The sequence below is a fragment of the Effusibacillus sp. SKA8 genome, from assembly GCF_058273125.1.
Window position 1 is genome coordinate 108,566 of record NZ_JBZCSF010000007.1, and the last position, 21,832, is coordinate 130,397.

Genomic DNA, 21,832 nt, shown 5'->3' on the forward strand with positions numbered 1-21,832 from the left:
CGCGAGCAGTGTCAATTTGCGGGACCCGTCCCGATTTTACTCCTTATACGCTTCCACCATCGCCCAATTCATGTATTTGTTAATTTTTAACGACAAAATATCGTTGACAACTTGGTACAGGGGAGGCATTTCTTTTTTGTATTTGCTGGAAACACATTTCCAGATGTCTTCTCCCTCGACCTCATATCCGAGCAACTTGAACTCTCTGGCTTTCGAATGGCACAGCTCTTCAATCATGGCCGACAATTCCTTCTCGTCCAAAGGGTACGCCCCCTTCTTCCTGTCCCTTTTTCTTCAGTTTAAAAAATTCGATCCCGTCAGTCCAAAATCCTGCCGGTGAATTTTGGGACTAACTCCGCTCCTGTCCGCATAGGTTGTGTTAGAGAAAATCTGGACAGAGGAGACGGCGTAATGAACAAACAATCATTCCTCCACGGAGCCATGGTTCTGGTGTTGGCCAGCGTGATCACCAAGATTATCGGAATGGGGATGCAAATCGTCCTGAACCGGATCGTCGGTCCGGAAGGCATCGGGTTGTTCCGCATGGTCTTTCCGATGTTGATGATGATTCTGACCCTGTCAACCGCCGGCCTCCCGACTGCGGTGTCGAAAGTGGTTGCGGAAGCCGTCGCGGTTGGCGATCGGCGGAAGGTCAGACGGGTGATGACGTTTACCGCGTTGGTTGTCACGGTTTTATCCACGTTGTTTACGATTGCGGTGCTGGCTGCAGCCCCCTGGCTGACCCAACATCTGCTCACGGACTCCCGCACCTATTACACCGTATTGGCAATGGCCCCAACCATTTTGGTCATCTCATGGTCATCGATTCTGCGGGGATATTTTCAGGGGATCCAATATCAGACCCCGCCGTCCGCCGCCTGGGTCCTGGAAACGATCGTCCGCAGCGCATTTACCGTGGTGATCGTTTACTACTGCATGCCGGATCTGGTGAAAGCGTCCGCCGGCGCGATGCTTGGCGTCCTGGCGGGAGAATTGGCTCACCTCGCTTATATCGCTTTCAGTTATTGGCGCAAATACGGTCTGGGCCGGCTTAGGATCCCGCCGATGCCGCCGAACGTCAAACCCGAGTCCTACGGAAAAACCGTCCGGTCTCTGTTTCAGGTGGCCATTCCCGTATTGATCTCCGGCATCATCGGTTCATTTGCCTACTGGCTGGAAACGCTTTTGATTCCGCGCGCCCTGATGGAAGCGGGCCACCTGAAGGAAGAAGCGACCGCCTTGTACGGGTTGTATTCCGGGTACGCGGTATCCCTGTTGGTATTGCCGACCGTATTTACGTACACCTTGGCAACGACACTGGTGCCGTCGATTTCCGAAGCGATCGCCCTAGAGCAACCGGCTTTAGTGCAACGGCGGTTGTATCAGGCGTTTCGCTTCACGGCGCTGATCGGCCTGCCTTCCTCCGTGATTTTCGCTTTATTGGCAACCGAGTTGTCGGCCTCGATCTACAACACTCCCGCTGCCGGACCGATCTTGGCGGTAATGGCTCCCGTCGGATTTTTCATCTATCTGAAATCCCCTTTGTCGGGAATCCTGCAGGGGATGAACCGGGCAGGATTGGCGATGATGTACTCCGTGGCAGGATCTGCCATCAAACTGGCGATGATTTACTGGTTCGCTTCCAAACCGGAAATCGGCATCATGGGGGTTGCCTGGGCGGTGGTCGTATCGAATGTAGTGGTGGCGAGCGCCTACTTCCTGACAGTCACCCGCCTTGTCGGTTTTTACATCGATCTGGCCGACACGATGAAAATCCTCGTCTCCACGCTTGTCATGTCGCTGATCATCTTGCGGGCCAAAACCGTCACTGCCGGAACGGGCGACTCTTATACGGTCATTTTCAGCGTTTCAATCGGTTTGATCGTGTATGTCATGCTGTTGTTTCTGTTGAAGGCTCTGTCCTTGCACACCGTAAGGCGGATTCCCTATGTGGGGCCGGTTATGGCGAAAGCGCTGCAGTGGATACCGTTTGTCAAATAAAAAGGAACGCGTTCCGTCGGAGGACCCCCTTGTGAAATCCGTTATCCATATTTTTCTGCTGCATCTGGTTACAAGTATTGATAATGCTTTTATAATCGCGGGGATTATCAGGCATTCCGCCGGCCCCCGCTTGAAAGTTCTCCTGTTGTCAATTGTTTCTTTAACAATCGGCCGAACCGTTTGCGTTCTTTTTGCACAAAGTCTGGCTGCCTTTCCCGGTCTCAAATTTATTTCCGGACTGATCACTTTTTTGCTTTCCCTCAAACTGGCAAAATCAGTGGAATTTCGCGGAAAATCCGCTTTGTTTTCTACAACTGTTTCGGTCGTGATCGCCGACTTGACGATCAGCTTGGATAACATTCTGGCCACAGCCGCGCTTTCGTATCGCCCGATTGAAATTCTGGCGGGAATCTTTCTGAGCCTGGTGCTGGTTTTGTCGTTACTTCCGGTAATCACCTCGCTTTTCTCTTGTGTGCCTTGGTTGCAAATTTTCGCGGCCGGAATGATTGCGCAAATTGCCGTGCAACAAATGCTGAAAGACGATCTGTTCCGGAAGGCAGTCCATTTTCTCAGGGAGTCCCACGGAGTTGACCACATACGGATGATCGCCGGTGGTGTCGCTCTGGCTGTAATTGTGTTCGGATACTTCAATCAAACCAAAAAGTTTAAAATTCGGTAGCCTGCCGTTTTACCGTTTCCGCCCTTTTCCTTCCCGTTCGTCAAAGTACATGCGCCCTTTGAAATCCACGCTGCAAAAAAATATGTCTTCGATCTTTTGGTACCCGTAGTGGCGAATCTCCCGTTCGAGCCATGCACGGTCTTTGCCGATCTTTCGCAAATTTCCGTCAAACGGTTTGCCGTCGACGATCAATGCGACCGGCAACCGGAAGCGGCCCGCTTTAAGCCCGAGATCTTCACGTGTGACAGGCCGTTTTTCTTCTTTCGGAAACACCGATAGTTTGCCGGTTGTTTCCAAAACGGCAACCTCCACGTCTCCCACGTCGGCAATGTCTTTTTCCCGCAGTTGGGTCAACAGGTCGCTCATGGAATAGCGGGTTCGCCGCATTTCGGAGTCGTCGATTTTTCCGTTTCGAATGAGAATTGCCGGTCGTCCTTCGATCAATTCCCGAAACCGGTGGCTTTTGAGCGACAAAAATGCGACCAGAATCTGCAAGGCCACCAGGATCGATACAATCACAACCCCCTTCCACAGCGGCTCTTCCAGATCGAGGGACACGGCGGCGACTTCCGCGATCATGATGGAAACCACCAGGTCAAATACCGACAGTTTGCCGATCTCCCGTTTTCCCATGACCCGCAGCGCAAACAGCACAAAGGCATATACGAAAACCGTTTTCCACATCAAAATCACGGCTTGTTCTATCCCATGCCGGACTCCCCTTTCGTCACGCGACTCCAATTGGACAGTAACGGACGTTCCCAAACTCTCATCCAAGTAGTATGACACACGGGACAACTGTTCATAACGCATGTTTCCATTGAATAAAATGAACTAACCGTACGGAGGAGGAATTGCCGATGAAAGGAAAATCACTCAGCGACATGACGCCGCGCTTCGGTGGTGTCCCGGTATTACAGGGGCTGATCTATGCGTTTGCGGTTGCCTTCGGGGCCATACTTCTCACTGCGATCCTGGTTACTTGGACGTCAATTCCGGAGGCCAGGCTGCCTGTGATTACTTACATCATCAATTTGGCAGCCGTATTGACAGGTTCTTTCGTCGCCGCCCGGCGCAGCAGGGAAAAAGGCTGGTATTACGGCGGCTTAACCGGGCTGTTTTATTCCCTCGCGATCACCATTCTCGGTTTGATGCTGGTATCCGCCTCCTTCACGCTGCACAATATTGTTCAAATCGCAATTTTAACGGCAATCGGCGGATTGGGCGGCGTGCTTGGCGTCAACATCAGACCGCGCTAGGATGGGCAAACCGCCGCATACATCGTAAACAAGACCTGTTGGGGGAAGCCAACAGGTCTTGTTGTTGTTATTTTTCCGTTTGCACCGGTTGCGCCACCGGTTTTACACTTCCAATTGCCGAGCGCTCAAACTTGATCTTTGTGGTTTCCGCCACTTTGAGCGTCACCGTGTCGTCGTCAAGGTCGGTAATCGTTCCATGCATGCCGCCGATGGTAACCACCTGGTCCCCTTTTTTCAAAGCGGCCAACATCGCGTTGCGCTCTTTCGCTCGTTTCTGCTGCGGGCGGATCAACAGAAAGTAAAAGATTACAAGCATCAATATAAATGGCAACAACTGAGTGAACGCTTGCATTATGTATCCTCCTTTGGCTTGTCTGCCTATGTATGATCATGATACCCGTATCGGGAATAAAATTCCTTCTTGAATTCTAGCAGACGATTCTCCTCAATGGCAAGCCGAATCTTTCGCATCAAATCCACAAGGAAGTACAGGTTGTGATAGCTTGTCAACCGCAACCCGAAAATCTCGTCCGCCTTGATCAAGTGACGGATATACGCACGGGAATAATTGCGGCATGTGTAGCAGTCGCAATTGGGGTCGAGCTTCTCCCAATCCCTTGCGTAAGCCGCGTTGCGGATCACCACCTTGCCGACGGATGTCATGCACGTGCCATTTCGCGCAATGCGGGTCGGCAGGACGCAATCAAACATGTCGATGCCCCGGATCACCCCTTCAAACAGATCATCGGGCGATCCGACTCCCATCAGATAGCGCGGTTTGTCCTTCGGCAGGAGCGGTGCCGTAAACTCCAGCACTTCGTACATCACCGGTTTCGGTTCGCCAACCGACAGTCCCCCCACGGCATAACCGGGAAAATCCAGTTCCAGCAATTCCGCGGCGCTTTGTTCGCGCAAATCCCGTTCCATTCCCCCTTGCACAATCCCGAACAGCGCCTGGTCGTGCGGGCGGCGGTGCGCTTCCTTGCACCGCTTGGCCCACCGTGTGGTACGCTCCAGCGATTCTTTCAGATAGTCCCTCGTGGCGGGATGCGGCGGACACTCGTCAAACGCCATGATGATGTCCGCCCCAAGCGCATTTTGCACCTCAATCGCTTTTTCCGGCGACAAAAACAGCTTTTCCCCCGACAGGTGGGAGCGAAATTCGACCCCCTCCTCCGTGATTTTCCGCAGCTCGGACAGGGAGAACACCTGAAACCCGCCCGAATCCGTCAAAATGGCCCGGTCCCAGTTCATAAACGAATGCAGTCCGCCCGCTTCCCGCACCAACTCGTGTCCGGGCCGCAGGAACAAATGATAAGTATTGGCCAGTACGATCTGGGCGCCAATTTCCTTGAGTTCCTCGGGACTCATTGTTTTAACTGTCGCCTGCGTCCCGACCGGCATGAACACCGGCGTCTCAATCGTGCCGTGCGGCGTGTGCAGTCTCCCCCGCCGCGCTCCGGTATGTTTGTCGGTAGTCAGCAACTCATACGCAACGGCCATCCGGTTTTCCCCTCCATCTGCCTGCCAAAATGTCACAAAATCAACATCGCGTCCCCAAACGAGAAAAAACGGTACCGTTCCCGCACCGCTTCCCGATACGCCCGCATCACCCGTTCGCGGCCGGCCAGCGCCGACACCAGCATGATCAAGGTCGACTTCGGCAGGTGAAAATTGGTCACCAGCCCGTCAACCACCTGAAACCGGTATCCGGGATAAATGAAAATGTCGGTCCATCCGCTTGTTTCCCACAATCCGGAAGCGACCTCCCGCTTGTCGGTACAACCTGCAGCGCCGCAGATACCGTCGGCCCTGCCCGCGGCCTTGCCGCCCACCGTTTCCAGCGTCCGGCAGACGGTGGTTCCCACCGCAATCACACGTCCGCCGCGTTCGCGCGTTTCGCGGATCAAATCGGCTGTCGCCTGTGGAAATTCATAATATTCCGCATGCATGCGGTGTTCTTCGACGGTTGCCGCCGCCACCGGCCGGAACGTCCCCAGTCCGACGTGCAATGTCACAAAGCCGGTACGAACGCCTTTGCCGCGAATCTTTTGCAGGAAATCTTCGGTGAAATGCAGCCCCGCGGTCGGGGCGGCCGCCGACCCTTTTTTCCGGGAAAAAACCGTCTGGTAACGTTCCGCGTCTTCCAGCAGCTCCGATATGTAAGGCGGCAGCGGCATTTCCCCCAGCCGGTCCAAAACTTCGAAGAAGGAGCCTTCATGGTCAAAGCGGACAATCCGCCCCCCCTCTTCCGTCGTAGCGAGAATCTCCGCACGGAGCAGCCCCTCGCCAAATTCCACTTTCACACCGGGCCTAAGGCGCTTGCCGGGCCGCACCAGCACCTCCCATACAGCAGGTTCATGTTCTTTCAGCAAAAGAAACTCGACCCTTGCGCCCGTATCCGGCTTTCTTCCGTACAGACGGGCGGGTATGACGCGGGTGTCATTCAGGATCAAACAATCGTTCGGCTGCAGATAATCGAGCAAGTCGGTAAACATCCGGTGCTCGACATTTCCGCTCTGGCGGTGCAAAACCAGCAGCCGTGACGCGGTCCGCTCCGGCAACGGACGCTGTGCGATCAATTCCTCCGGCAATTCAAAATCAAATTCATCCACTCGCATGCGCCTGTCTCCTTCACAACGCCAAAAAAGGCTTTACGCTCCATACGCATGTCGCCTGCTTTGAACATTGTACCGACATATTTAACAGTGTTACAAAATCGCTCTCTGATTATAACTTCCTGCACCTTTAACAATCCGCCCTGAACCCCCGTCCATTTCGACAAAAATACGCATTTTTCCTGCAATGTCGGCTTTTTTCGCAAGAAATCGTCTCCCCTTCTCAGCCGTCGAAGCTTTATGATAGAATAGTGTGAAATGATCACTGGGAGACTGAGTATGAGATTGGTATCCGTATCACATTCATTGATAAACGCCGTGCTTGCCAGGCCCATTCTGGACGACAAGGGAATGACTCTGCTGGGGGAAGGCGTCCGGCTGAACGAACGCCTGATTAACCGGCTCAAATCGCTGGGCGTGTACAGTGTTTATATACAGGATGCACGGACAGAAGACATTGTGGTGGAGGATGCCGTTTCCGACCGGACGCGGCGCATGGCGATCCAGACGGTACAGGAATCAGTGGAACAACTGAAAGCGCTTGCATCCAAGGACCCTCGCATGGTTTCCCGCAAACAGCTGGGGCGCGAGTTCAGCAGTGTGTTTCAGCAAATTCTCAGCGACATTCAGGCCAACCAAAATACGATGATCAGTTTGGCATCGATTTTCACCCTGGATGGATACTTGTACCATCATTCCCTGAATGTGGCGGTCCTTGCAACGGTGATCGGACTCTCCAAAGGATATAACCAGAAACAACTGACGGAACTCGGAATCGGGGCGCTGCTGCACGACATCGGGATGCAGCGATTGCCAAGCGGGATTCTCGCGAAAGAGGGCCATTATACCCCGACCGAATTTGAGATTATGAAACAGCATACCGTCTGGGGATATGAATATCTGAAAGAACAGGACGGAGTTTCCACTCTTTCCGCCCATGTCGCCCTGCAACACCATGAACGGATTGACGGGTCCGGGTACCCGCGCGGGCTCCGTGGCAGCGAGATTCATGAATACGCGCAAATCGTCGCGATTTGCGACGTGTTTGACGCAATGAACACCCCTCGCAAACACCGTCCGGCGTTTTTGCCGCATGAAACTTTGGAATACTTGATGGCAGGCAGCGTCTCGCTGTTTGATCATTCTCTGGTGATGCTGTTTTTGAAAAACGTTGCCATCTTCCCGGTCGGAATCACGGTCAAGCTCAACAACGGACAAGCGGCTGTTGTTACGGCTGTCAATCCCGAGTATCCGCAGCGCCCCACCGTCCGGCCGATCAGTGCGCCGGATGGTACCCCGATCGAGAGGGCGGAAGATATCGATTTGACCCGGCACAATACGTTAATGATTATCGGAGTCGAATAAAAGAGCAAGCCCAGCCGCCGGCTTGCCTGCGCCCACGAGCGGTCAATCGCCGCCCCTTCTTTTCCCGTTCTCTTTGCTCCCGCCCTTTTGATGCTCCGTTTCCTGTTTTTTATCCTTCTCCTGTTTGTCTTTTTCCTCTTTTTTGTCTTTGTCGGGCTCTTTGTCTTGCTTTCCGTCTTCCTCTCTCTCCCGGTCGGTTGCGGCCGGTACGGCCGGCGGATTGCCCCCTCCGCCCTTCCCGTTCTTGTCTTCGCCATTTGGCGAACCGCCGGCATGGCCTTTGTCGTCATGCTCCTTGTTTCCGCCGCCGTTTTCGCCGCTGTTGCCGTCACTTTTTTGCGGCGAGCCAGCCTTCTTTTCTTTTACCTCTTCCAGCAATTCCTCCAGTTTTTTGTCGCCTTTCATTTCGACGACAATCTCTCTCATGTCTTTTCCGTGCTTCACGGCGATATCGGACACGGATTGCCGTTTCAAGTCGTCGACGGTAACCGGTATCGCACGGGCTTTCGCTTGCAGATAGAGCGCGTATTTTCCGGGGGACAACCCCAACGACTTCGCTTCTTCGCGCACCGCTTCCGAAACGACAACCCCGCCGACATTGGTCGGGATGCCGTTTTGTTTCAGCATCGTCGCAACCGATGACAGGATATCGTGTTCCAGCACTTCGATATTCAATTGCGACTCGCCCGCCCGCGTTGCAGTAACGAGAAATTCGCCGTCAGGTTTCAAATAGCCCAGTTTGGCCGCTTCCGTCGCCAGCTCGTTGACCGCCGTTTCCACCGGTTTCCCCTTGAGCTTCAGGTTTACGATCAATTTTTCGCCGTCGGGGTTTAAGGGCATAGCCTGCAGAACTTCCCTGTCCCTGTCGACCGCCAGTTCCAGACTGGGGTTGATGTCAATCGCAACATAAGCGGAAACCCGCTTCGGCAAGAAAAAGGACGCTGTCTGCCAGACTCCGGCGGCGACCAGCAGGGAGGCGGCGAGCAACCCGATCTTCCTCCAGGCAAAAAATCCCGCCTTTTCTTTCGGGAGTTCGACTTCCTGCCCGATTCGCATGCCCGCCTGCAGCGGAATCCGCAGGAATTGCCGGTCGGAAGTCATCACAATCGCATGGGGGCCGGACAGTTTCATGATAATGCCTCTTCTTTTTTGCATAACGCCCACCTTCTCACCTTACTGAATGTACTCCTGCAACATCTCAAAATCGCCGATCAGAATTAGGGCGATCGCAATAATATATTTTCTTTGCCGCTCTACGGTCTTGCGGCTTACGGAAATGTGCGAAGTCAGCATTTTAAGCGGCAACGACTTTTTCTCCAGCAAATAGGTCCGCATTTCCTCATTTTCCGCTATGATCCTGGCGACATCCATCGCATTTTGCCGCGCGTCCGCGTGTTTGGGCGACAGATCGACCAGTTCCTCGAGGCTGATATCAAACTCGGACAGCCATTCGGCAAAACGAAAAATCTCATCCTGCCGCATTTCCGTCTCCATCTGTTGCAGGTGAGCGTCCATCGACTTCCGGATTTCCACGTAGTTGACGATATTGTCTTCATCGTCGTCCATGTCGAATTCGCTGAAGGGAATGTCTCGCTGCTTCGCGGACCGGGTGCGATAAAAGTCAATCAGCCGCCGTTTGATCACCGTCTCGGCAAACCCCAGAAAATTGGTTCCTTTTTCCAAATCGTAGCGGTCGATCGCTTCGTTGAATGCGCTGAGGGCAATGCTGAATTCGTCGTCAACGCCGGGCTCAATATACCGGCCGGTTGCCTGCGAGGCGCTTTTGGCGACATAGGGGATGTAATCTTCCAGCAATTTGTTGCGCAACTTGTCATTGCCTTGCTGGATAAGCGGAATCAGTCGGTCCAGTTCCAAACCTTCATCGATTTTTTTGCGACGGAACGGCAAAATCGACACCCATTCCACCTCGCTTGCTATAGATTTCGAAACCAGCCTGCTGTTTGTGGGGGATTTTGGCTATCTCCGGAAATAGTTCCACACAAGAGAAATCAAGGTCAAAACCACGCTGATCAAGATACTGGTCATGATTGGAAAATAAAAGGAAAAGTTATCTTTTTTAATCACAATGTCGCCGGGCAGTTTTCCCAGTTGACCCAACCAGCGGCCTCCCACTTGCCATAACAGCGCGAGCACAATAAAAGCGAGACCGATAAGAAGCAGTGTCTTAGCTACCGGATTCATCAGGAACAGTCCTCCCGAAATGCGAATATGTGCGACGGGTTACCATCCGTCCCCGCGGAGTTCGCTGCAAAAACCCGATTTGCAGCAGATATGGTTCGTACACATCTTCAATGGTGTCCGGTTCCTCTCCAATTGTGGCCGCGATCGTGTCCAACCCGACCGGGCCTCCGCCAAACTTGTCGATAATGGCCAGCAGCAGCTTGTGATCGACTTGATCAAGTCCCAAAGGATCCACCTGGATCCGCTTGAGCGCGTCTTCCGCAATTTCTTTTGTCACGATTCCGTCCCCGTGCACTTGCGCAAAGTCGCGCACGCGTTTCAGCAGCCGGTTGGCAACGCGCGGGGTGCCACGGGACCGCCGCGCAATTTCCATCGCCGCATCCGGCATGACTTTCACCTGCAGGATGTCTGCCGCCCGCAGCACAATCCGGCAGAGATCCTCGGTCGAATAGTAGTCAAGGTGGCTGACGACGCCAAACCTGTCCCGCAAGGGGGAAGACAACAGGCCGGCGCGGGTCGTCGCACCGATTAAAGTAAAAGGAGGCAAATCGAGGCGGAGGGATCGGGCGCTCGGTCCTTTGCCAATGATAATGTCCAGGGCGAAATCTTCCATAGCCGGATACAGCACTTCTTCCACCGCGCGGTTCAGACGGTGGATCTCGTCGATGAACAGCACGTCACCCTGCTGCAAATTCGTCAGCAAGGCGGCAAGATCCCCCGGCCGTTCGATCGCCGGTCCGGAAGTGATGCGGATATTCACGCCCAATTCGTTGGCTATAATGTTGGACAGCGTCGTCTTGCCAAGCCCCGGCGGTCCATAGAGCAGCACATGATCCAGCGCTTCCTTGCGCATCTTGGCCGCTTGAATAAACACCCGCAGGTTCTCTTTCACCTGCGTTTGCCCGATATATTCTTCCAAATAGCGAGGGCGGAGCGATTCCAACGCCCCGTCCTCTCCCGTATAATGAGCGGAAACGATACGTTCTTCCATGATAAAAACTCCCGGTAATCAAGACATGTTCAGCGGCGGCAGCCGCATCCGTGGATTGCATCATGCTCTTGCCAGATGCTGCAGAGCCTTCTTAATGAGCGATTCAAGCGGAATACCTTCCTCAATCTCCTTCGCAAACATTCGGACGGCGCCTCTCGCTTCCTTATCATTATACCCAAGAGCGAGAAGCGCATCAAACAATCCGCCGCCCTCTCTCGCGGCAACAGCTTCCGCATTTCTTGAAAATTCTTCCGCTCCCGGCAAGCCAAGGTCTCCCAGCTTGTCCTTCAATTCGATGACCAGCCGTTGGGCGGTTTTTGAACCGATTCCCGGCAGTTTTTTCAAAAAGTCGACCCGTTCGCCAAGGATCGCCGCCACCACCTCTCCGCTCGGAGCCGCGCCGACAATGTTGAGCGCCGCTTTCGGGCCGATCCCGGAGACGCTTTGCAACCGGACAAACAGGTCGCGTTCTTGCTTGGTTTTAAACCCGTACAAAACGATCGCGTCTTCCCGCACGTGTTGCTGCGTATAGAGACGTTCCCGCGTGCCGGGCTGCATCGAATAGGACGTAGCCCCCGTAACAAACACCCGGTATCCGATTCCGTTCACGTTCAATACCACATGGTCGATTGCCACATCTTCGACGATGCCTTCCACAAAAGCAATCACCAGCTCACCTCCAGCTACGGTGACGTAAAGACCCATTCCGCGAAAGTGACGGAAAACGATTAGAGTTTGCCTTCTACCTTAAGGCGGAACGGTGCGGTGTGGGCGTGTGTGATCGCCACCGCCAGGGCGTCCGCGATATCGTCCGGTTTCGGAACGTCCCGCAGCCCCAGAAACATGCGGACCATTTCCTGAATTTGCGTCTTGTCCGCTTTCCCGTATCCGGCGATCGATTGTTTGACCTGCACAGGCTTGTATTCCGCCACCGTCATTCCCGTTTGCGCGGCAACCAACATGACAATCCCCCGGGCCTGACTGACGCCGATACCCGTTGTCACGTTTTTGCCGAAGAAAAGCTCCTCCAGCGCAAGCGAATCCGGTTTGCTCCTGTCGACGATTTCGCACAAAGCGTCGTATATCTGCAACAGCCTTTTTTCCATCGGCAGATTGCTGTTTGTCTCGATCAGCCCAAATTCGAGCGGGCGCATTCGATTGCCTGCCAGTTCGACAACCCCGTAGCCGGTTCGACCGTATCCGGGGTCGATGCCCAATATCCGCATAGATGCCCACTCCCTCTTACCTAGGTTATTCGCTAGGCAAACATCCGTTTCCTACAACGCCCACCAAAACGACGCCATCAATTGCCGACCGCTTCGCGAATCAATCTGACACCAGACATTTTTCCAGCCTCCGCAGGAGGTCGGCCCGGTTTAACCGCTTGCCGATCAAGACCAGCTTGTTCTCCCGCGGCTCACTTCCCCATACACCATCGGCCACCGCCTGGCTGCGGTCTCCCACCAGATGAAAAATCAATTTTTCCTCGTACCCGTCGATCCACAAAATCCCTTTTCCGCGGAAAATCCCCTCCGGCAAATTCGCCATCAGTTCCCCAAACCGCTCGTAATCGAACGGGCGACTGGCTGCAAAGGACACCGAACCGATTTCGTCGTCGTGGAGGTGGCTGTGATGATGGTGTTCATGCGCAGCGCCGGATGCACAATCCGGGCAATCTGCCAGTACGGCCAATTGGTTGTCCCCGGCTTCGCCAAACAGCCGTTCCAGCTGGAACATGCCCACGTCGAGCAGCAGCCGCAGATCCACCCGCGCATGACTGGTTTCCAAAATGCGTGCCGCCGGGTTCAGGTCGCGGATTTCTTCCTTGATCAGGCCGATTTTTTCGGGCGTGACAAGATCGACTTTGTTCAGAATCAGGATATCGCCGGCAAGGATTTGATCGGTCGTCGTGCCGCTCAATTCCAGATTCTCGGAAAAACGGTCCGCATCGATAACGGTCACAATCGCGTCCAACCGTACCCGGTCGCACAGCTCATCCAACAAAAACGTCTGCGCGACCGGCCGCGGGTCCGCCAAGCCGGTCGTTTCCACCAGCAAATATTCGGGCTGATCTTCGCGTTCCAGAATCTTTTGCACCGCTTGTTGCAGGTCTTCGCGCACCGAGCAGCAGATGCAGCCGTTCGCCAATTCAACCACTTCCTCGTCGGTGCCGACCACAAGGTGGTGATCGATCGGGATTTCGCCGAATTCGTTGACGATAACCGCCACCTTCAGGCCATGGTTTTCCCGCAGGATATGGTTCAACAAAGTGGTTTTCCCGCTGCCCAGCGCCCCTGTCAGAATCGTTGCCGGAATCCGTTCATCCATCGGTTTCATGCCCGCGACCTCCCGAAAAGACCAAATGAATTTCTAAGGAACAGTATAACACGGCCGTAAAATTGCACGCCAGAAAAGCAAAACCGCACCGTTAAGGCGCGGTTTTTCACCCGATTACCCGATTTTCTCCATCTCTTCTTCCGGGATATCGAAGTTCGCGTAAACTGCCTGCACGTCGTCGTGCTCCTCCAGCGCTTCGTAAAGCTGGAGCATCTTCTTCGCGTCTTCTCCCCTTAACTCGACCGTGTTTTGCGGGACAAACGTCACAGTGGCCTCATCGAACTTCACGCCCTGTCCAACGAGCGCTTCCTGGACAGCCGCAAAATCTTCCGGTGCCGTCGTGATCTCGTAATGGCCGTCCTCAACCGTAAAATCCTGGGCTCCGGCTTCAAGCGCCATCATCATCAGGTCGTCTTCCGAAAAAGCGCAGCCCTCTTTTTCAACCGTCAACAGGCCTTTGCGTTCGAACATCCAGCCGACGCAGCCCGTCTCGCCCAGATTGCCGCCCCGCTTCGAAAAAATGTGCCGGATCTCGGCCGCCGTCCGGTTGCGGTTGTCGGACAAGAGCTCCACCATGACCGCCACACCGCCCGGTCCGTATCCTTCGTATACCATTTCTTCATAGGTTACGCCGGGAACGTTGCCCGTCGCCTTGTCGATCGTCCGTTGAATGTTTTCCGACGGCATGTTCGCCTCGCGGGCTTTTTCAATCGCCATGCGGAGGCGGAAGTTTGTGTCTGGATTGCCGCCGCCCGATTTTGCCGCGCCAAAAATCTCCCGCGAGATTTTGGTGAACAGTTTGCCGCGAAGGGCGTCCTGTTTGCCTTTTCTATGTTGAATGTTTTTCCATTTGGAATGTCCGGCCATCGATTCTGCACCTCACTGAAAAAGTTCCGTCTTTCAGTCTAGCACAGAGGGCAAAAACCGGTCAAAGGGTCGCAATCACTCATGTTGTCGCAATCACTCATGTTGTCGCAATCACCCAGTGTTCCCGTCGTCAAGGTTGTTGTCAGAACGGGAGGAAGCCGTCCCATTCGCAATACGCGGCAAATAGACCGAAAAAACGCTTCCCTTTCCCAGTTCGCTTTTCACTTCGATCTTCCCGCCATGCGCCCCGACGATCGACTTGCAAATCGCCAATCCGAGACCCGTCCCTCCAGATTGTCTGTTGCGGGCCTCATCCACGCGATAGAAGCGGTCAAACAGGTAAGGAATCGCTTCCTGCGGAATCCCGGTTCCGTTATCGGCGATTTCCGCAACCGCCCAGGGTCCGTCCTCCCGAATCCCGATCTGGATTTCGCCGCCTTCCCCAACGGCCCGGATCGCGTTTTGTAAAAGGTTGGAAAATACCATTTCCAGAGCGACCGGTTCGCCGGCAGCTTGGACGTTCGTTTCCGGTTGGCGGATCAGGCGGATTTTTTTCGATTCCAAAGCGGTCCGCAAGTGGGAAAGCGAGCGTTCAATCGCTTCCTTAAGAGACACGGGCTTCAATTCCAGTTTGGCCGCCTGGTCGTAACGCGCCAGCGTGAGGAGCTGCCGGGTCAAATGGCTCATGTGTTCCACCTCGTCCAGACATCGCTGCAGACAGGCCCGGTATTCATCCTCCGTACGATTCCGGCGCAACGTGATTTCAATATCCGAGCGGAGTACGGCCAAAGGGGTCTTCAACTCATGCGAAGCGTCCTGCACAAACCGGCTCTGCGACTGAAAAGCCAGGTCCAGGCGGTCCAGCATCCCGTTCAGGACACGCACAAGATCGTCCAAAGTCCGGTCGCGTGTGGGGACCTTCAGGCGGGTCGAGAGCGTTTTTTCCCGGATCGTTTTGATTGTGCCGGTAATTTGCCTGATTGGTCGAAATCCTTCTCTGCTGAAAAAAGCGACCACGCTGACGATGAACACCAATCCGCCTCCCGCGATGCTTGTCAGTACGATGAGAATTTTCCGAAGCAATTTGTAGGTGTTTTCGGATTCCGATGCAAATTCTAGAATATATTTCTCCTGTCCCATCAGAAACGGGACATAAACCGCCCTGTAGCTTTTTTCGATGGGAAGCAGTCCATACAAGAGCGAGGCCGCTCCGGTCACCTGTCCGTGTTCTTTTTCCAGCCAGGTGACAAAAACGGGAACATCGCCGCCCGGAAAATTCATGTCAGGGAAATTTATCGGAACCTCCCTGTCTTCCCCGTCCGGAAGATGAGCATCGCCATGCTTGGAATGACCGTCACCGTCACCATGTATTTGTTCCGCGACAATCTGTCCGTCACGACCAGTCCATACATTGCCAATATACCAAGTCCCAGCGAGATTGTCCGGTATTGGGAGACAAACGGCACAAAAAGTTCATACCAGCGAAAAGTTACATACCGGTCGTAAAGCAGGATCAACCCGTGGAACAGTCCGGTATGCAACGCCCAATTTCCCAACGGCTGATGGAAAAAAGCCCCGATTCCGGGCCGCAGTGAACGCTGCTGCCGGATTTGCAGATACAGTCCGCTGATGACGGACAGCGAAAGCAAAAGGTAGGAAATGATTCCCGCCGCACGGGTCAAATACCAGGTATTGATCCATTCCATTTCATACCCTCCAGATCTGTTGCCGGTTATCGACAAGAATGGCGCTTGCCTTGCGCTCCCGGAGCCAGGCGGGGCCTTTCTCGGGACCGAGCAAAAGCGCGACTTTGGCCCAAACGTCCGCTTGCGCCGCCGTGGGAGCCGTCACCGTCGCCGACACAACCGGGCTTTCGCTCGGCCTGCCGGTGGCAGGGTCGATCAAATGGTGCAGCCAAACGCTGCCGAGCCGCCAGCGTCTTTTCCAGGTGGACGATGTGGCCACCGCCCCCTTTTTGACTGCAAGAACCGCCAGATCTTTGTCAGGATCGTAAGGATTCTCGATTCCAATCAGCCAGGGGGGTCTTGCGATTGCCAAACACGCGAATGTCACCGCCCGCATTGACGAAACCGGAGCCGAAAGCCGAAAGATAGTCCGCCGCCCGATCTGCCGTCCACCCCTTTGCGATCCCTCCCAGATCAATCCGCGCGCCGTCTTGCAGCAGAACCGTTTTTTTGTGCGAGTCCAGCAATTGATAGGGCAACTCCGGGAGTAAACGAGTCCCGGTAAAATGTGAAGACGCACGCTTTTCGCTGCCGATACGGTCAAACGATACGGTGTAACCCGCCTCTTCCAGAGACGGAAGAACGGCGGGGTGGAAGATTCCTCCCGTTTCCGCACAAGCGTCGCGGGCGGCTTGCAGCAGATCGAACAGCAAGGGCGAAACCGCCATTGGTCTTCCGGAAGACCGGTTCAATTCCGACAGTTCGCTGTCCGGAAGGAACCGGCTGCAAGTGGATTCCACTTGCCGGAACAGCAATTGAACGTTCTGAAACACATCCGCAACCTTATAATCTTCCGCCGCTTTCTCCTCGTCCGTCTCCAACCGGATCTCAATTGCCGTATTCATCGCGCGAAACGCAAAATTTTTTGCCGTCATGACGCTTTCGTCCTTGTATCACGCTGAATCTGCCGGGCGCCGTTTTCAAAAAAGAGGAAAAATCCGTCGTTCGCTTTCCATTTCCCCCCATCGTCGTCATGCGCTTCCCGTTTGGAATGATCTTCATGGCGTTCGTCTTCCTCATGCCCTTTGTACACGGTTTTCCGGTCGGGACGAACCGTTTGCTGTCCGGACGGGGGGGGGGCGGAGGTTGCCACACCGACCGCATCCTGAACATTTGCGGGCGATTTTTGCGCCGTATCGCCAGGCGATGAATGTGCCGCAATGCTTCCCGCCACCGCGGTTACAAGCGCAACGCTGCCCAAGCGCACACCCCAGGTTACGATTTTTTTCTTGCTCATGACTTTTCCTCCTGTATCTGGTATTGCATCTTTACTCTCATCCTAACCGGTATACCTGAATTTTGAGTGAAGAAATAAAAGAGGGACACTCCTTCTTCCGGAAGGAGTCCCTCTTTGCCCTCACTTGGCAAACAGCGCGTTCATTTCTTTCGGGGCCGCAGGCGGCAGTTCCCGTTTGTGCCGGCTGCGCTCGTGCATCTCTTCAATCCGCTTTCTGACATCCGCAGGGATCTCAAAACCGACGATATAATCGTCAATGTCGTCATAACGCAGGCCCATTTCCGATTCGTCCGTTTGCCCCTCATACAACCCTGCCGAAGGCGGCTTTGTGATCACGGCTTCGGGAATGTTGAGATAGCGGGCCAGTTCCCGGACCTGCCGTTTCAACAGGGAACTGATCGGCAGAATGTCGACCCCGCCATCCCCGTACTTCGTAAAATAGCCGGTCACGCTCTCGGGCGCGTTGTCCGTGCCCACCACCAGATATCCCCGGGCCTGAGCCGCCAAATACAAGGCAGACATCCGGAGCCGGGCTTTCAAGTTTCCTCCGACAAGCGGATGTGACCCCGTCCCGACCACCCCGGCGGATTGGGCCGTTTTCATCATCTGGCCGTAAGTCTCCGACAGATCCATAATTTTATAGTCGAGACCGATCGCCTTGCAGACGGCCTCGGCATATTGACGGTCTTCCGGAATGCTGTTGCAGGGCATGATCAGACCAAGGGATTGGTCAGGGAACGCTTTTTGGCAAAGGGCGGACACCACCGCACTGTCGATTCCGCCGGATACGCCCACCACGACCCCTCTTGCCTTCGCCTCTTCCACCTTGTGCCGAATCCACCAAACCAAGTTGTCGATCGTAAAATAGGCGACTCCAGCCCTGATATCGTCGATGTCTTCGACGTGTTCGCGCAAAACCTTCACATTGCCCTTGGAAAAATGAACCCCCGAAAGGGTACAGATCAAAACGCCGTTTTCCTCCCCCCGAACAAGGCCGTAACTCGGGCTGTACTCGCCCCCGACGATTCGCACCGCTTTTCGCGTCTCCATTCACCCAGTCACTCCTTTGTTTGAACAGACTCTATGTACCTGTTTCAAAAAAGTTTGTTTCCTCCAGTATACCGCTCCTTCAACCAAAAACAAGGCGCCCGGATACAGGCGCCTTCGCAAGGCTTGACAGGAGCCGCCGTTCCCCATCCGCCGTTTCCCTATTGCGCTGTCCCCGCCGCATCTTCCTCCGGCGCTTCGTCTGGCAGCGCCTTTTCTACAATCTGATCGCCCGATCTCAACATTTTTGGCATCGCCGGAAAGGATTTTTGCCAATCCTCCGCCGATTCCGGTGCCATCATCTCCGCAGGCCGTATCACGGGAGGCATCATATACGGAGGCGCCAAATAGGGCCGCACCATGACAGGGTACAACGGATAGGGATAAAGATTGCCGAATTCATCCAAAATCGCCGGATAAGTTCCCGGCGGACAAGGACTGATGACAGCCGGCATGCAAGGATGGTAAACCGGGGGCGGGCAAGACGGCTGACAGAGTTTATGGACCGGTTTCATCTTCGGCTTTTCGATTTTCGGCATGACCATTTTCGGTTGCTCTTTGATTTCCACCTTGATGGGCGGCGGAACCACTACCGGCGGCTGGACCACGTAATGCGGATGGTAATCCAGCATCGTAAGATCGACATGATGTTGGTGGGACAACAGCGGCGCAACGACAACCGGCAGCGGCGGCGGGGCGACCGGTACGGGCGGAGGAGGCACCGGCTTGACTTCGGTAATCTTGGGTTTTGGCATCGTCAATTTTTCCTTCGGGTGCATAGGCATGCCCGCCGGAGGTCCCATCATGCCGTGTGCCGGGATGTTGATGACCTCTCCCGGCATGATCAGATCGGGATTTGCAATCTGCGGGTTCACTGCGATAATCTGCGCCAATGAATGCCCTGTTTTCTGGGCAATCTTCCACAGCGTGTCGCCGCTTTGCACCACGTATTTCGTCATTTCCGCGTCCTCCGGCATCGGAAAAGCGTCAAACGGCACGCTAGGCGGCATGGCGTCCGGAACGTTCACTTTCATTCCGACGTCAATTTGGTCCGGGTTCGGAATTTGCGGGTTGGCCGCGATCACGGAGCCGAGAGGCACCCCGTACATGTTGGCAATCTTCCATAACGTGTCGCCTTTTTGAACCGTGTGTACTTTCAAACCATGAGCCCTCCCCTGGTGAAATGTCACTTGCAGTATATGCGCCCTGCGGACATTTGCCATGAATCGGGGAAAAATGGGCATTTCTCACTTTCCTCATTCGTACCGCAATGCGTCGATCGGATTTAAACGGGCCGCCTTTCGGGCGGGATACACTCCAAAAACAATCCCGACAAACATGGAAGACAAAAACGCGTACAGGATCGGCGTCAGGCCAATCGTTGTAGTTAAGCTTGTAACCCGGCTTATCAACATCGCTCCCCCAATCCCCAAAAGAATTCCAATGATTCCACCCAACAAGCTCAATGTGACAGACTCAATCAAAAATTGCTGCAAGATGGCCCCGCGCGTCGCCCCAAGCGCTTTCCGAATGCCAATCTCTCGTGTCCGTTCGGTCACAGACACCAACATGATGTTCATAATCCCGATTCCTCCGACGACAAGGGAAATGGCTGCAATCCCGGTCAACAGGGCGGTCATCACACTGGTCACCCCTTGGGCTGTACTCAGAATTTGCGATTGGGAGCTGATTTGAAAATCGTCACTGTCCCGCGAAGACAGATGATGTTGGGATCGCAGCGCCTGTCGAATCGCAAATTGGGCTTTGTCCATGACATCGGGCGATTTGGCCGACACGTAGATCGTTCGAACCTTTGTCTGTTCAAACAATCGGTTCATGGAGGTGGTAATGGGAATCATGATTTTGTCGTCGTTGTTGACCATGCCGGTACTCCCCTGGCTGGGTAAGATTCCAATAACCGTAAAGGGCATCTGGTTGATTTGAATCGTCTGCCCTACCGGGTTTGTGCTCCGTTCCCCAAACAAATTGCTGACCACTTGAGTTCCCACAACCGCCACATTCACCTGTCCCTGTACCTCAAACCGGTTAAAAACCCGCCCTTGGGTTACGGCTATGTTACGGACTTCCGGATAGGCCTCGTTGGTTCCTTCGACCGTGATGGAATAGTTTTGGTTACGCCACACGATTTGGGCCTGCTTGCTTACGGAAGGGGCCACCCGGGCAATCGATTCCTGGGTGGAAATGGCTTGGACATTCTCAAGGGTCAAGGTATTTAAGGAGCCAGCCCCCAGATTGATTCCGCCTTGTCTCGCCTGGCTCGGCGATTGGTATCCAACGCCCCTGTCGGTTCATCGGCTAACAGGATGACGGGATTGTTGACCAAAGCCCTGGCGATGGAAACCCGTTGCTGTTGCCCGCCAGACAGTTCGTTCGGCTTGTTGTGCAAACGATCCCCCAACCCCACGCCGATCAGCGTTCCTGTAGTCCGGAAACGATTTCGACCCGGTCCGAGCCGTAAAGGCCGATTTTAACCGGCTGGAAGTGGAAAGGGGCCGCGCCTTGTCGTCTTGGCTCCTTCAAGCGCCACTTTGGCTTTGTTGACACTCTCCTGCTGGACCGCAATCGCTTCTGGGGTTGCCCCCTGCTTCGCTTCCTGCAGGCGTGCCTTTGTCGCCAAAAGATTGGCTTCCGCGTTGGCCACCTGAATCTTGGCGTTGGCATCGTCAACCGTTGCCAGCACCTGTCCTGCCTTGACATGATCCCCCACTTTTACGTTGATCGATTTTAAGGGTTCGTTCCCGGTGCCCGAAAAAGTTAGCGCAATTCGTTTCGGTGCCTGCACTTTTCCGGATGCGGAAACGGTTTCTGTCACATCGCCCCGTTTCACGGCAGCCCACTGGATCATGGGAGATGCCGTGCGTTGGGCGGCATATTTTTCATACATCCAAACCCCGGTTCCGATAATCAGTAAACCGGCTAGCGAGAATATCGCAATCTTTCCTCCTCGAAAAATGGTTTGCGTTACCTGCAAGAATAAATTAGCTTCCGAATGTGTCAGCCGTATGTCCAAAAACGGGATTTTCGTCATCTTCGTTAATTAGTATTGACATGATTGACGCTTGATAAATTTATTGTTGCGGGAGAAATTTTTCGCTCTGCCGCCGCCGAATCAGGAGGGTGTGCAGGCGTGAAATCAAGTTTTTCTGTTCAGTTTCATCCAGAAACACAAACTTGACTCCGTACAAAAACATCTCGCCTTCGATCGCTTGTTTCCAGACCAGTTGCCCCAGTACATGGATTTTTTCATGTCCCATATCGATGAGAAACCGCCAAGCCAAGACCTCGCTCAGCGGCAAGTCCCGGTCCGATTGAAAACAAAGGCCACCGCCGGATATGTTTTTGATCCTGACTTCGAATTCTTCTCCGGCAGGCAGCATTTTGCTGCCCAGTTTGCACAGACGAAGCGAGGAAAAAGCGGTCAGCGGAATCCGGAAGTATTCCCTCTGCTCCATATGCATGCCCC

General features: G+C 54.3%; 26 protein-coding genes and 2 pseudogenes. 4 read left to right on the top strand and 24 right to left on the bottom strand.

What is annotated here, in order from left to right; all coding sequences use genetic code 11:
* Nucleotides 1-36 precede the first annotated feature (36 nt).
* Nucleotides 37-261 carry a post-transcriptional regulator gene (locus AC4ED1_RS07875; RefSeq protein WP_490937382.1) on the bottom strand — a complete coding sequence of 75 codons (225 nt, stop codon included), beginning with the start codon at nt 259-261 and terminating at the stop codon, nt 37-39.
* Between the two features lie 150 nt (nt 262-411).
* On the opposite strand from AC4ED1_RS07875, the gene spoVB reads away from it, so the two are divergent.
* Together spoVB and AC4ED1_RS07885 are read left to right on the top strand one after the other, a co-directional pair.
* Nucleotides 412-2,001, top strand: a complete 1,590-nt coding sequence (spoVB, locus tag AC4ED1_RS07880; RefSeq protein ID WP_490937384.1) for a stage V sporulation protein B — start codon at nt 412-414, stop codon at nt 1,999-2,001.
* Between the two features lie 31 nt (nt 2,002-2,032).
* On the top strand, nt 2,033-2,680 hold the full coding sequence (locus tag AC4ED1_RS07885; protein WP_490937386.1) for a TerC family protein: 648 nt from the start codon (nt 2,033-2,035) through the stop codon (nt 2,678-2,680).
* A 9-nt stretch (nt 2,681-2,689) separates the two neighbouring features.
* Here AC4ED1_RS07885 and AC4ED1_RS07890 read toward each other — a convergent pair whose 3' ends face one another.
* On the bottom strand, nt 2,690-3,469 hold the full coding sequence (locus AC4ED1_RS07890) for a DUF421 domain-containing protein (protein WP_490937388.1): 780 nt from the start codon (nt 3,467-3,469) through the stop codon (nt 2,690-2,692).
* 71 nt (nt 3,470-3,540) lie between these two features.
* Here AC4ED1_RS07890 and AC4ED1_RS07895 point away from each other — a divergent pair, with 71 nt between their 5' ends.
* Entirely contained in the window at nt 3,541-3,939 is a 399-nt protein-coding gene (locus tag AC4ED1_RS07895) for a TIGR04086 family membrane protein (protein WP_490937390.1), read from the top strand.
* A 67-nt stretch (nt 3,940-4,006) separates the two neighbouring features.
* Here the strand turns inward: AC4ED1_RS07895 and yajC are convergent, their stop codons facing one another.
* From yajC to queA, 3 genes are read right to left on the bottom strand one after another with little or no spacing between them, the layout of a single operon-like run.
* Nucleotides 4,007-4,291 (bottom strand): preprotein translocase subunit YajC, encoded by a 285-nt coding sequence (yajC, locus tag AC4ED1_RS07900; protein WP_490937392.1) that lies wholly within the window; start codon nt 4,289-4,291, stop codon nt 4,007-4,009.
* A gap of 26 nt (nt 4,292-4,317) precedes the next feature.
* Nucleotides 4,318-5,442: a tRNA guanosine(34) transglycosylase Tgt gene (tgt, locus tag AC4ED1_RS07905; RefSeq protein WP_490937394.1), complete on the bottom strand. Its 1,125-nt coding sequence runs from the start codon at nt 5,440-5,442 to the stop codon at nt 4,318-4,320.
* 32 nt (nt 5,443-5,474) lie between these two features.
* A complete protein-coding gene (gene queA / locus AC4ED1_RS07910) occupies nt 5,475-6,560 on the bottom strand; it encodes a tRNA preQ1(34) S-adenosylmethionine ribosyltransferase-isomerase QueA (protein WP_490937396.1) in 1,086 nt (361 codons plus the stop codon).
* A gap of 276 nt (nt 6,561-6,836) precedes the next feature.
* Here queA and AC4ED1_RS07915 point away from each other — a divergent pair, with 276 nt between their 5' ends.
* Nucleotides 6,837-7,922 (top strand): HD-GYP domain-containing protein, encoded by a 1,086-nt coding sequence (locus AC4ED1_RS07915; RefSeq protein WP_490937398.1) that lies wholly within the window; start codon nt 6,837-6,839, stop codon nt 7,920-7,922.
* Nucleotides 7,923-7,964: 42 nt separating this feature from the next.
* Here AC4ED1_RS07915 and AC4ED1_RS07920 read toward each other — a convergent pair whose 3' ends face one another.
* From AC4ED1_RS07920 to AC4ED1_RS08010, 19 genes and pseudogenes are all read right to left on the bottom strand, one after another.
* A complete protein-coding gene (locus AC4ED1_RS07920; RefSeq protein ID WP_490937400.1) occupies nt 7,965-9,077 on the bottom strand; it encodes an anti-sigma factor domain-containing protein in 1,113 nt (370 codons plus the stop codon).
* Nucleotides 9,078-9,095: 18 nt separating this feature from the next.
* The gene (sigI, locus tag AC4ED1_RS07925; protein WP_490937402.1) at nt 9,096-9,839 is read right to left on the bottom strand and encodes an RNA polymerase sigma factor SigI; all 744 of its coding nucleotides are present in this window, start codon (nt 9,837-9,839) and stop codon (nt 9,096-9,098) included.
* Nucleotides 9,840-9,899: 60 nt separating this feature from the next.
* Nucleotides 9,900-10,124, bottom strand: coding sequence for a DUF2905 domain-containing protein (locus AC4ED1_RS07930; RefSeq protein WP_490937404.1), 225 nt, complete (start codon nt 10,122-10,124; stop codon nt 9,900-9,902).
* A complete protein-coding gene (ruvB, locus tag AC4ED1_RS07935) occupies nt 10,108-11,115 on the bottom strand; it encodes a Holliday junction branch migration DNA helicase RuvB (RefSeq protein ID WP_490937406.1) in 1,008 nt (335 codons plus the stop codon). Before ruvB ends, AC4ED1_RS07930 begins: the two co-directional genes overlap by 17 nt.
* A gap of 60 nt (nt 11,116-11,175) precedes the next feature.
* The gene (gene ruvA / locus AC4ED1_RS07940; protein ID WP_490937408.1) at nt 11,176-11,784 is read right to left on the bottom strand and encodes a Holliday junction branch migration protein RuvA; all 609 of its coding nucleotides are present in this window, start codon (nt 11,782-11,784) and stop codon (nt 11,176-11,178) included.
* A gap of 59 nt (nt 11,785-11,843) precedes the next feature.
* Nucleotides 11,844-12,341: a crossover junction endodeoxyribonuclease RuvC gene (gene ruvC / locus AC4ED1_RS07945; RefSeq protein WP_490937410.1), complete on the bottom strand. Its 498-nt coding sequence runs from the start codon at nt 12,339-12,341 to the stop codon at nt 11,844-11,846.
* 100 nt (nt 12,342-12,441) lie between these two features.
* Nucleotides 12,442-13,452: a CobW family GTP-binding protein gene (locus AC4ED1_RS07950; RefSeq protein WP_490937412.1), complete on the bottom strand. Its 1,011-nt coding sequence runs from the start codon at nt 13,450-13,452 to the stop codon at nt 12,442-12,444.
* 114 nt (nt 13,453-13,566) lie between these two features.
* Complete coding sequence (locus tag AC4ED1_RS07955) at nt 13,567-14,319, bottom strand: YebC/PmpR family DNA-binding transcriptional regulator (protein ID WP_490937414.1); 753 nt, start codon at nt 14,317-14,319, stop codon at nt 13,567-13,569.
* A 111-nt stretch (nt 14,320-14,430) separates the two neighbouring features.
* Nucleotides 14,431-15,600, bottom strand: coding sequence for a sensor histidine kinase (locus AC4ED1_RS07960; protein WP_490937416.1), 1,170 nt, complete (start codon nt 15,598-15,600; stop codon nt 14,431-14,433).
* 11 nt (nt 15,601-15,611) lie between these two features.
* Nucleotides 15,612-16,025 carry a hypothetical protein gene (locus AC4ED1_RS07965; protein ID WP_490937418.1) on the bottom strand — a complete coding sequence of 138 codons (414 nt, stop codon included), beginning with the start codon at nt 16,023-16,025 and terminating at the stop codon, nt 15,612-15,614.
* Between the two features lies 1 nt (nt 16,026).
* Nucleotides 16,027-16,377: an FAD:protein FMN transferase gene (locus tag AC4ED1_RS07970; protein ID WP_490937420.1), complete on the bottom strand. Its 351-nt coding sequence runs from the start codon at nt 16,375-16,377 to the stop codon at nt 16,027-16,029.
* Entirely contained in the window at nt 16,322-16,939 is a 618-nt protein-coding gene (locus AC4ED1_RS07975; protein WP_490937422.1) for an FAD:protein FMN transferase, read from the bottom strand. Before AC4ED1_RS07975 ends, AC4ED1_RS07970 begins: the two co-directional genes overlap by 56 nt.
* Nucleotides 16,936-17,301 carry a hypothetical protein gene (locus tag AC4ED1_RS07980; protein WP_490937424.1) on the bottom strand — a complete coding sequence of 122 codons (366 nt, stop codon included), beginning with the start codon at nt 17,299-17,301 and terminating at the stop codon, nt 16,936-16,938. The genes AC4ED1_RS07975 and AC4ED1_RS07980 overlap by 4 nt, the downstream gene beginning before the upstream one ends.
* Nucleotides 17,302-17,421: 120 nt before the next feature.
* Complete coding sequence (gene nadE / locus AC4ED1_RS07985; RefSeq protein ID WP_490937426.1) at nt 17,422-18,351, bottom strand: NAD(+) synthase; 930 nt, start codon at nt 18,349-18,351, stop codon at nt 17,422-17,424.
* A 158-nt stretch (nt 18,352-18,509) separates the two neighbouring features.
* The gene (gene safA / locus AC4ED1_RS07990) at nt 18,510-19,508 is read right to left on the bottom strand and encodes a SafA/ExsA family spore coat assembly protein (protein WP_490937428.1); all 999 of its coding nucleotides are present in this window, start codon (nt 19,506-19,508) and stop codon (nt 18,510-18,512) included.
* A 96-nt stretch (nt 19,509-19,604) separates the two neighbouring features.
* A pseudogene (locus AC4ED1_RS07995) lies at nt 19,605-20,633 on the bottom strand (ABC transporter permease); the annotation flags it as partial.
* A 2-nt stretch (nt 20,634-20,635) separates the two neighbouring features.
* A pseudogene (locus tag AC4ED1_RS08000) lies at nt 20,636-20,782 on the bottom strand (ATP-binding cassette domain-containing protein); the annotation flags it as partial.
* 54 nt (nt 20,783-20,836) lie between these two features.
* Nucleotides 20,837-21,253: a hypothetical protein gene (locus AC4ED1_RS08005; protein WP_490937430.1), complete on the bottom strand. Its 417-nt coding sequence runs from the start codon at nt 21,251-21,253 to the stop codon at nt 20,837-20,839.
* A gap of 184 nt (nt 21,254-21,437) precedes the next feature.
* The gene (locus AC4ED1_RS08010) at nt 21,438-21,827 is read right to left on the bottom strand and encodes a PilZ domain-containing protein (RefSeq protein ID WP_490937432.1); all 390 of its coding nucleotides are present in this window, start codon (nt 21,825-21,827) and stop codon (nt 21,438-21,440) included.
* Between the last annotated feature and the right edge of the window lie 5 nt (nt 21,828-21,832).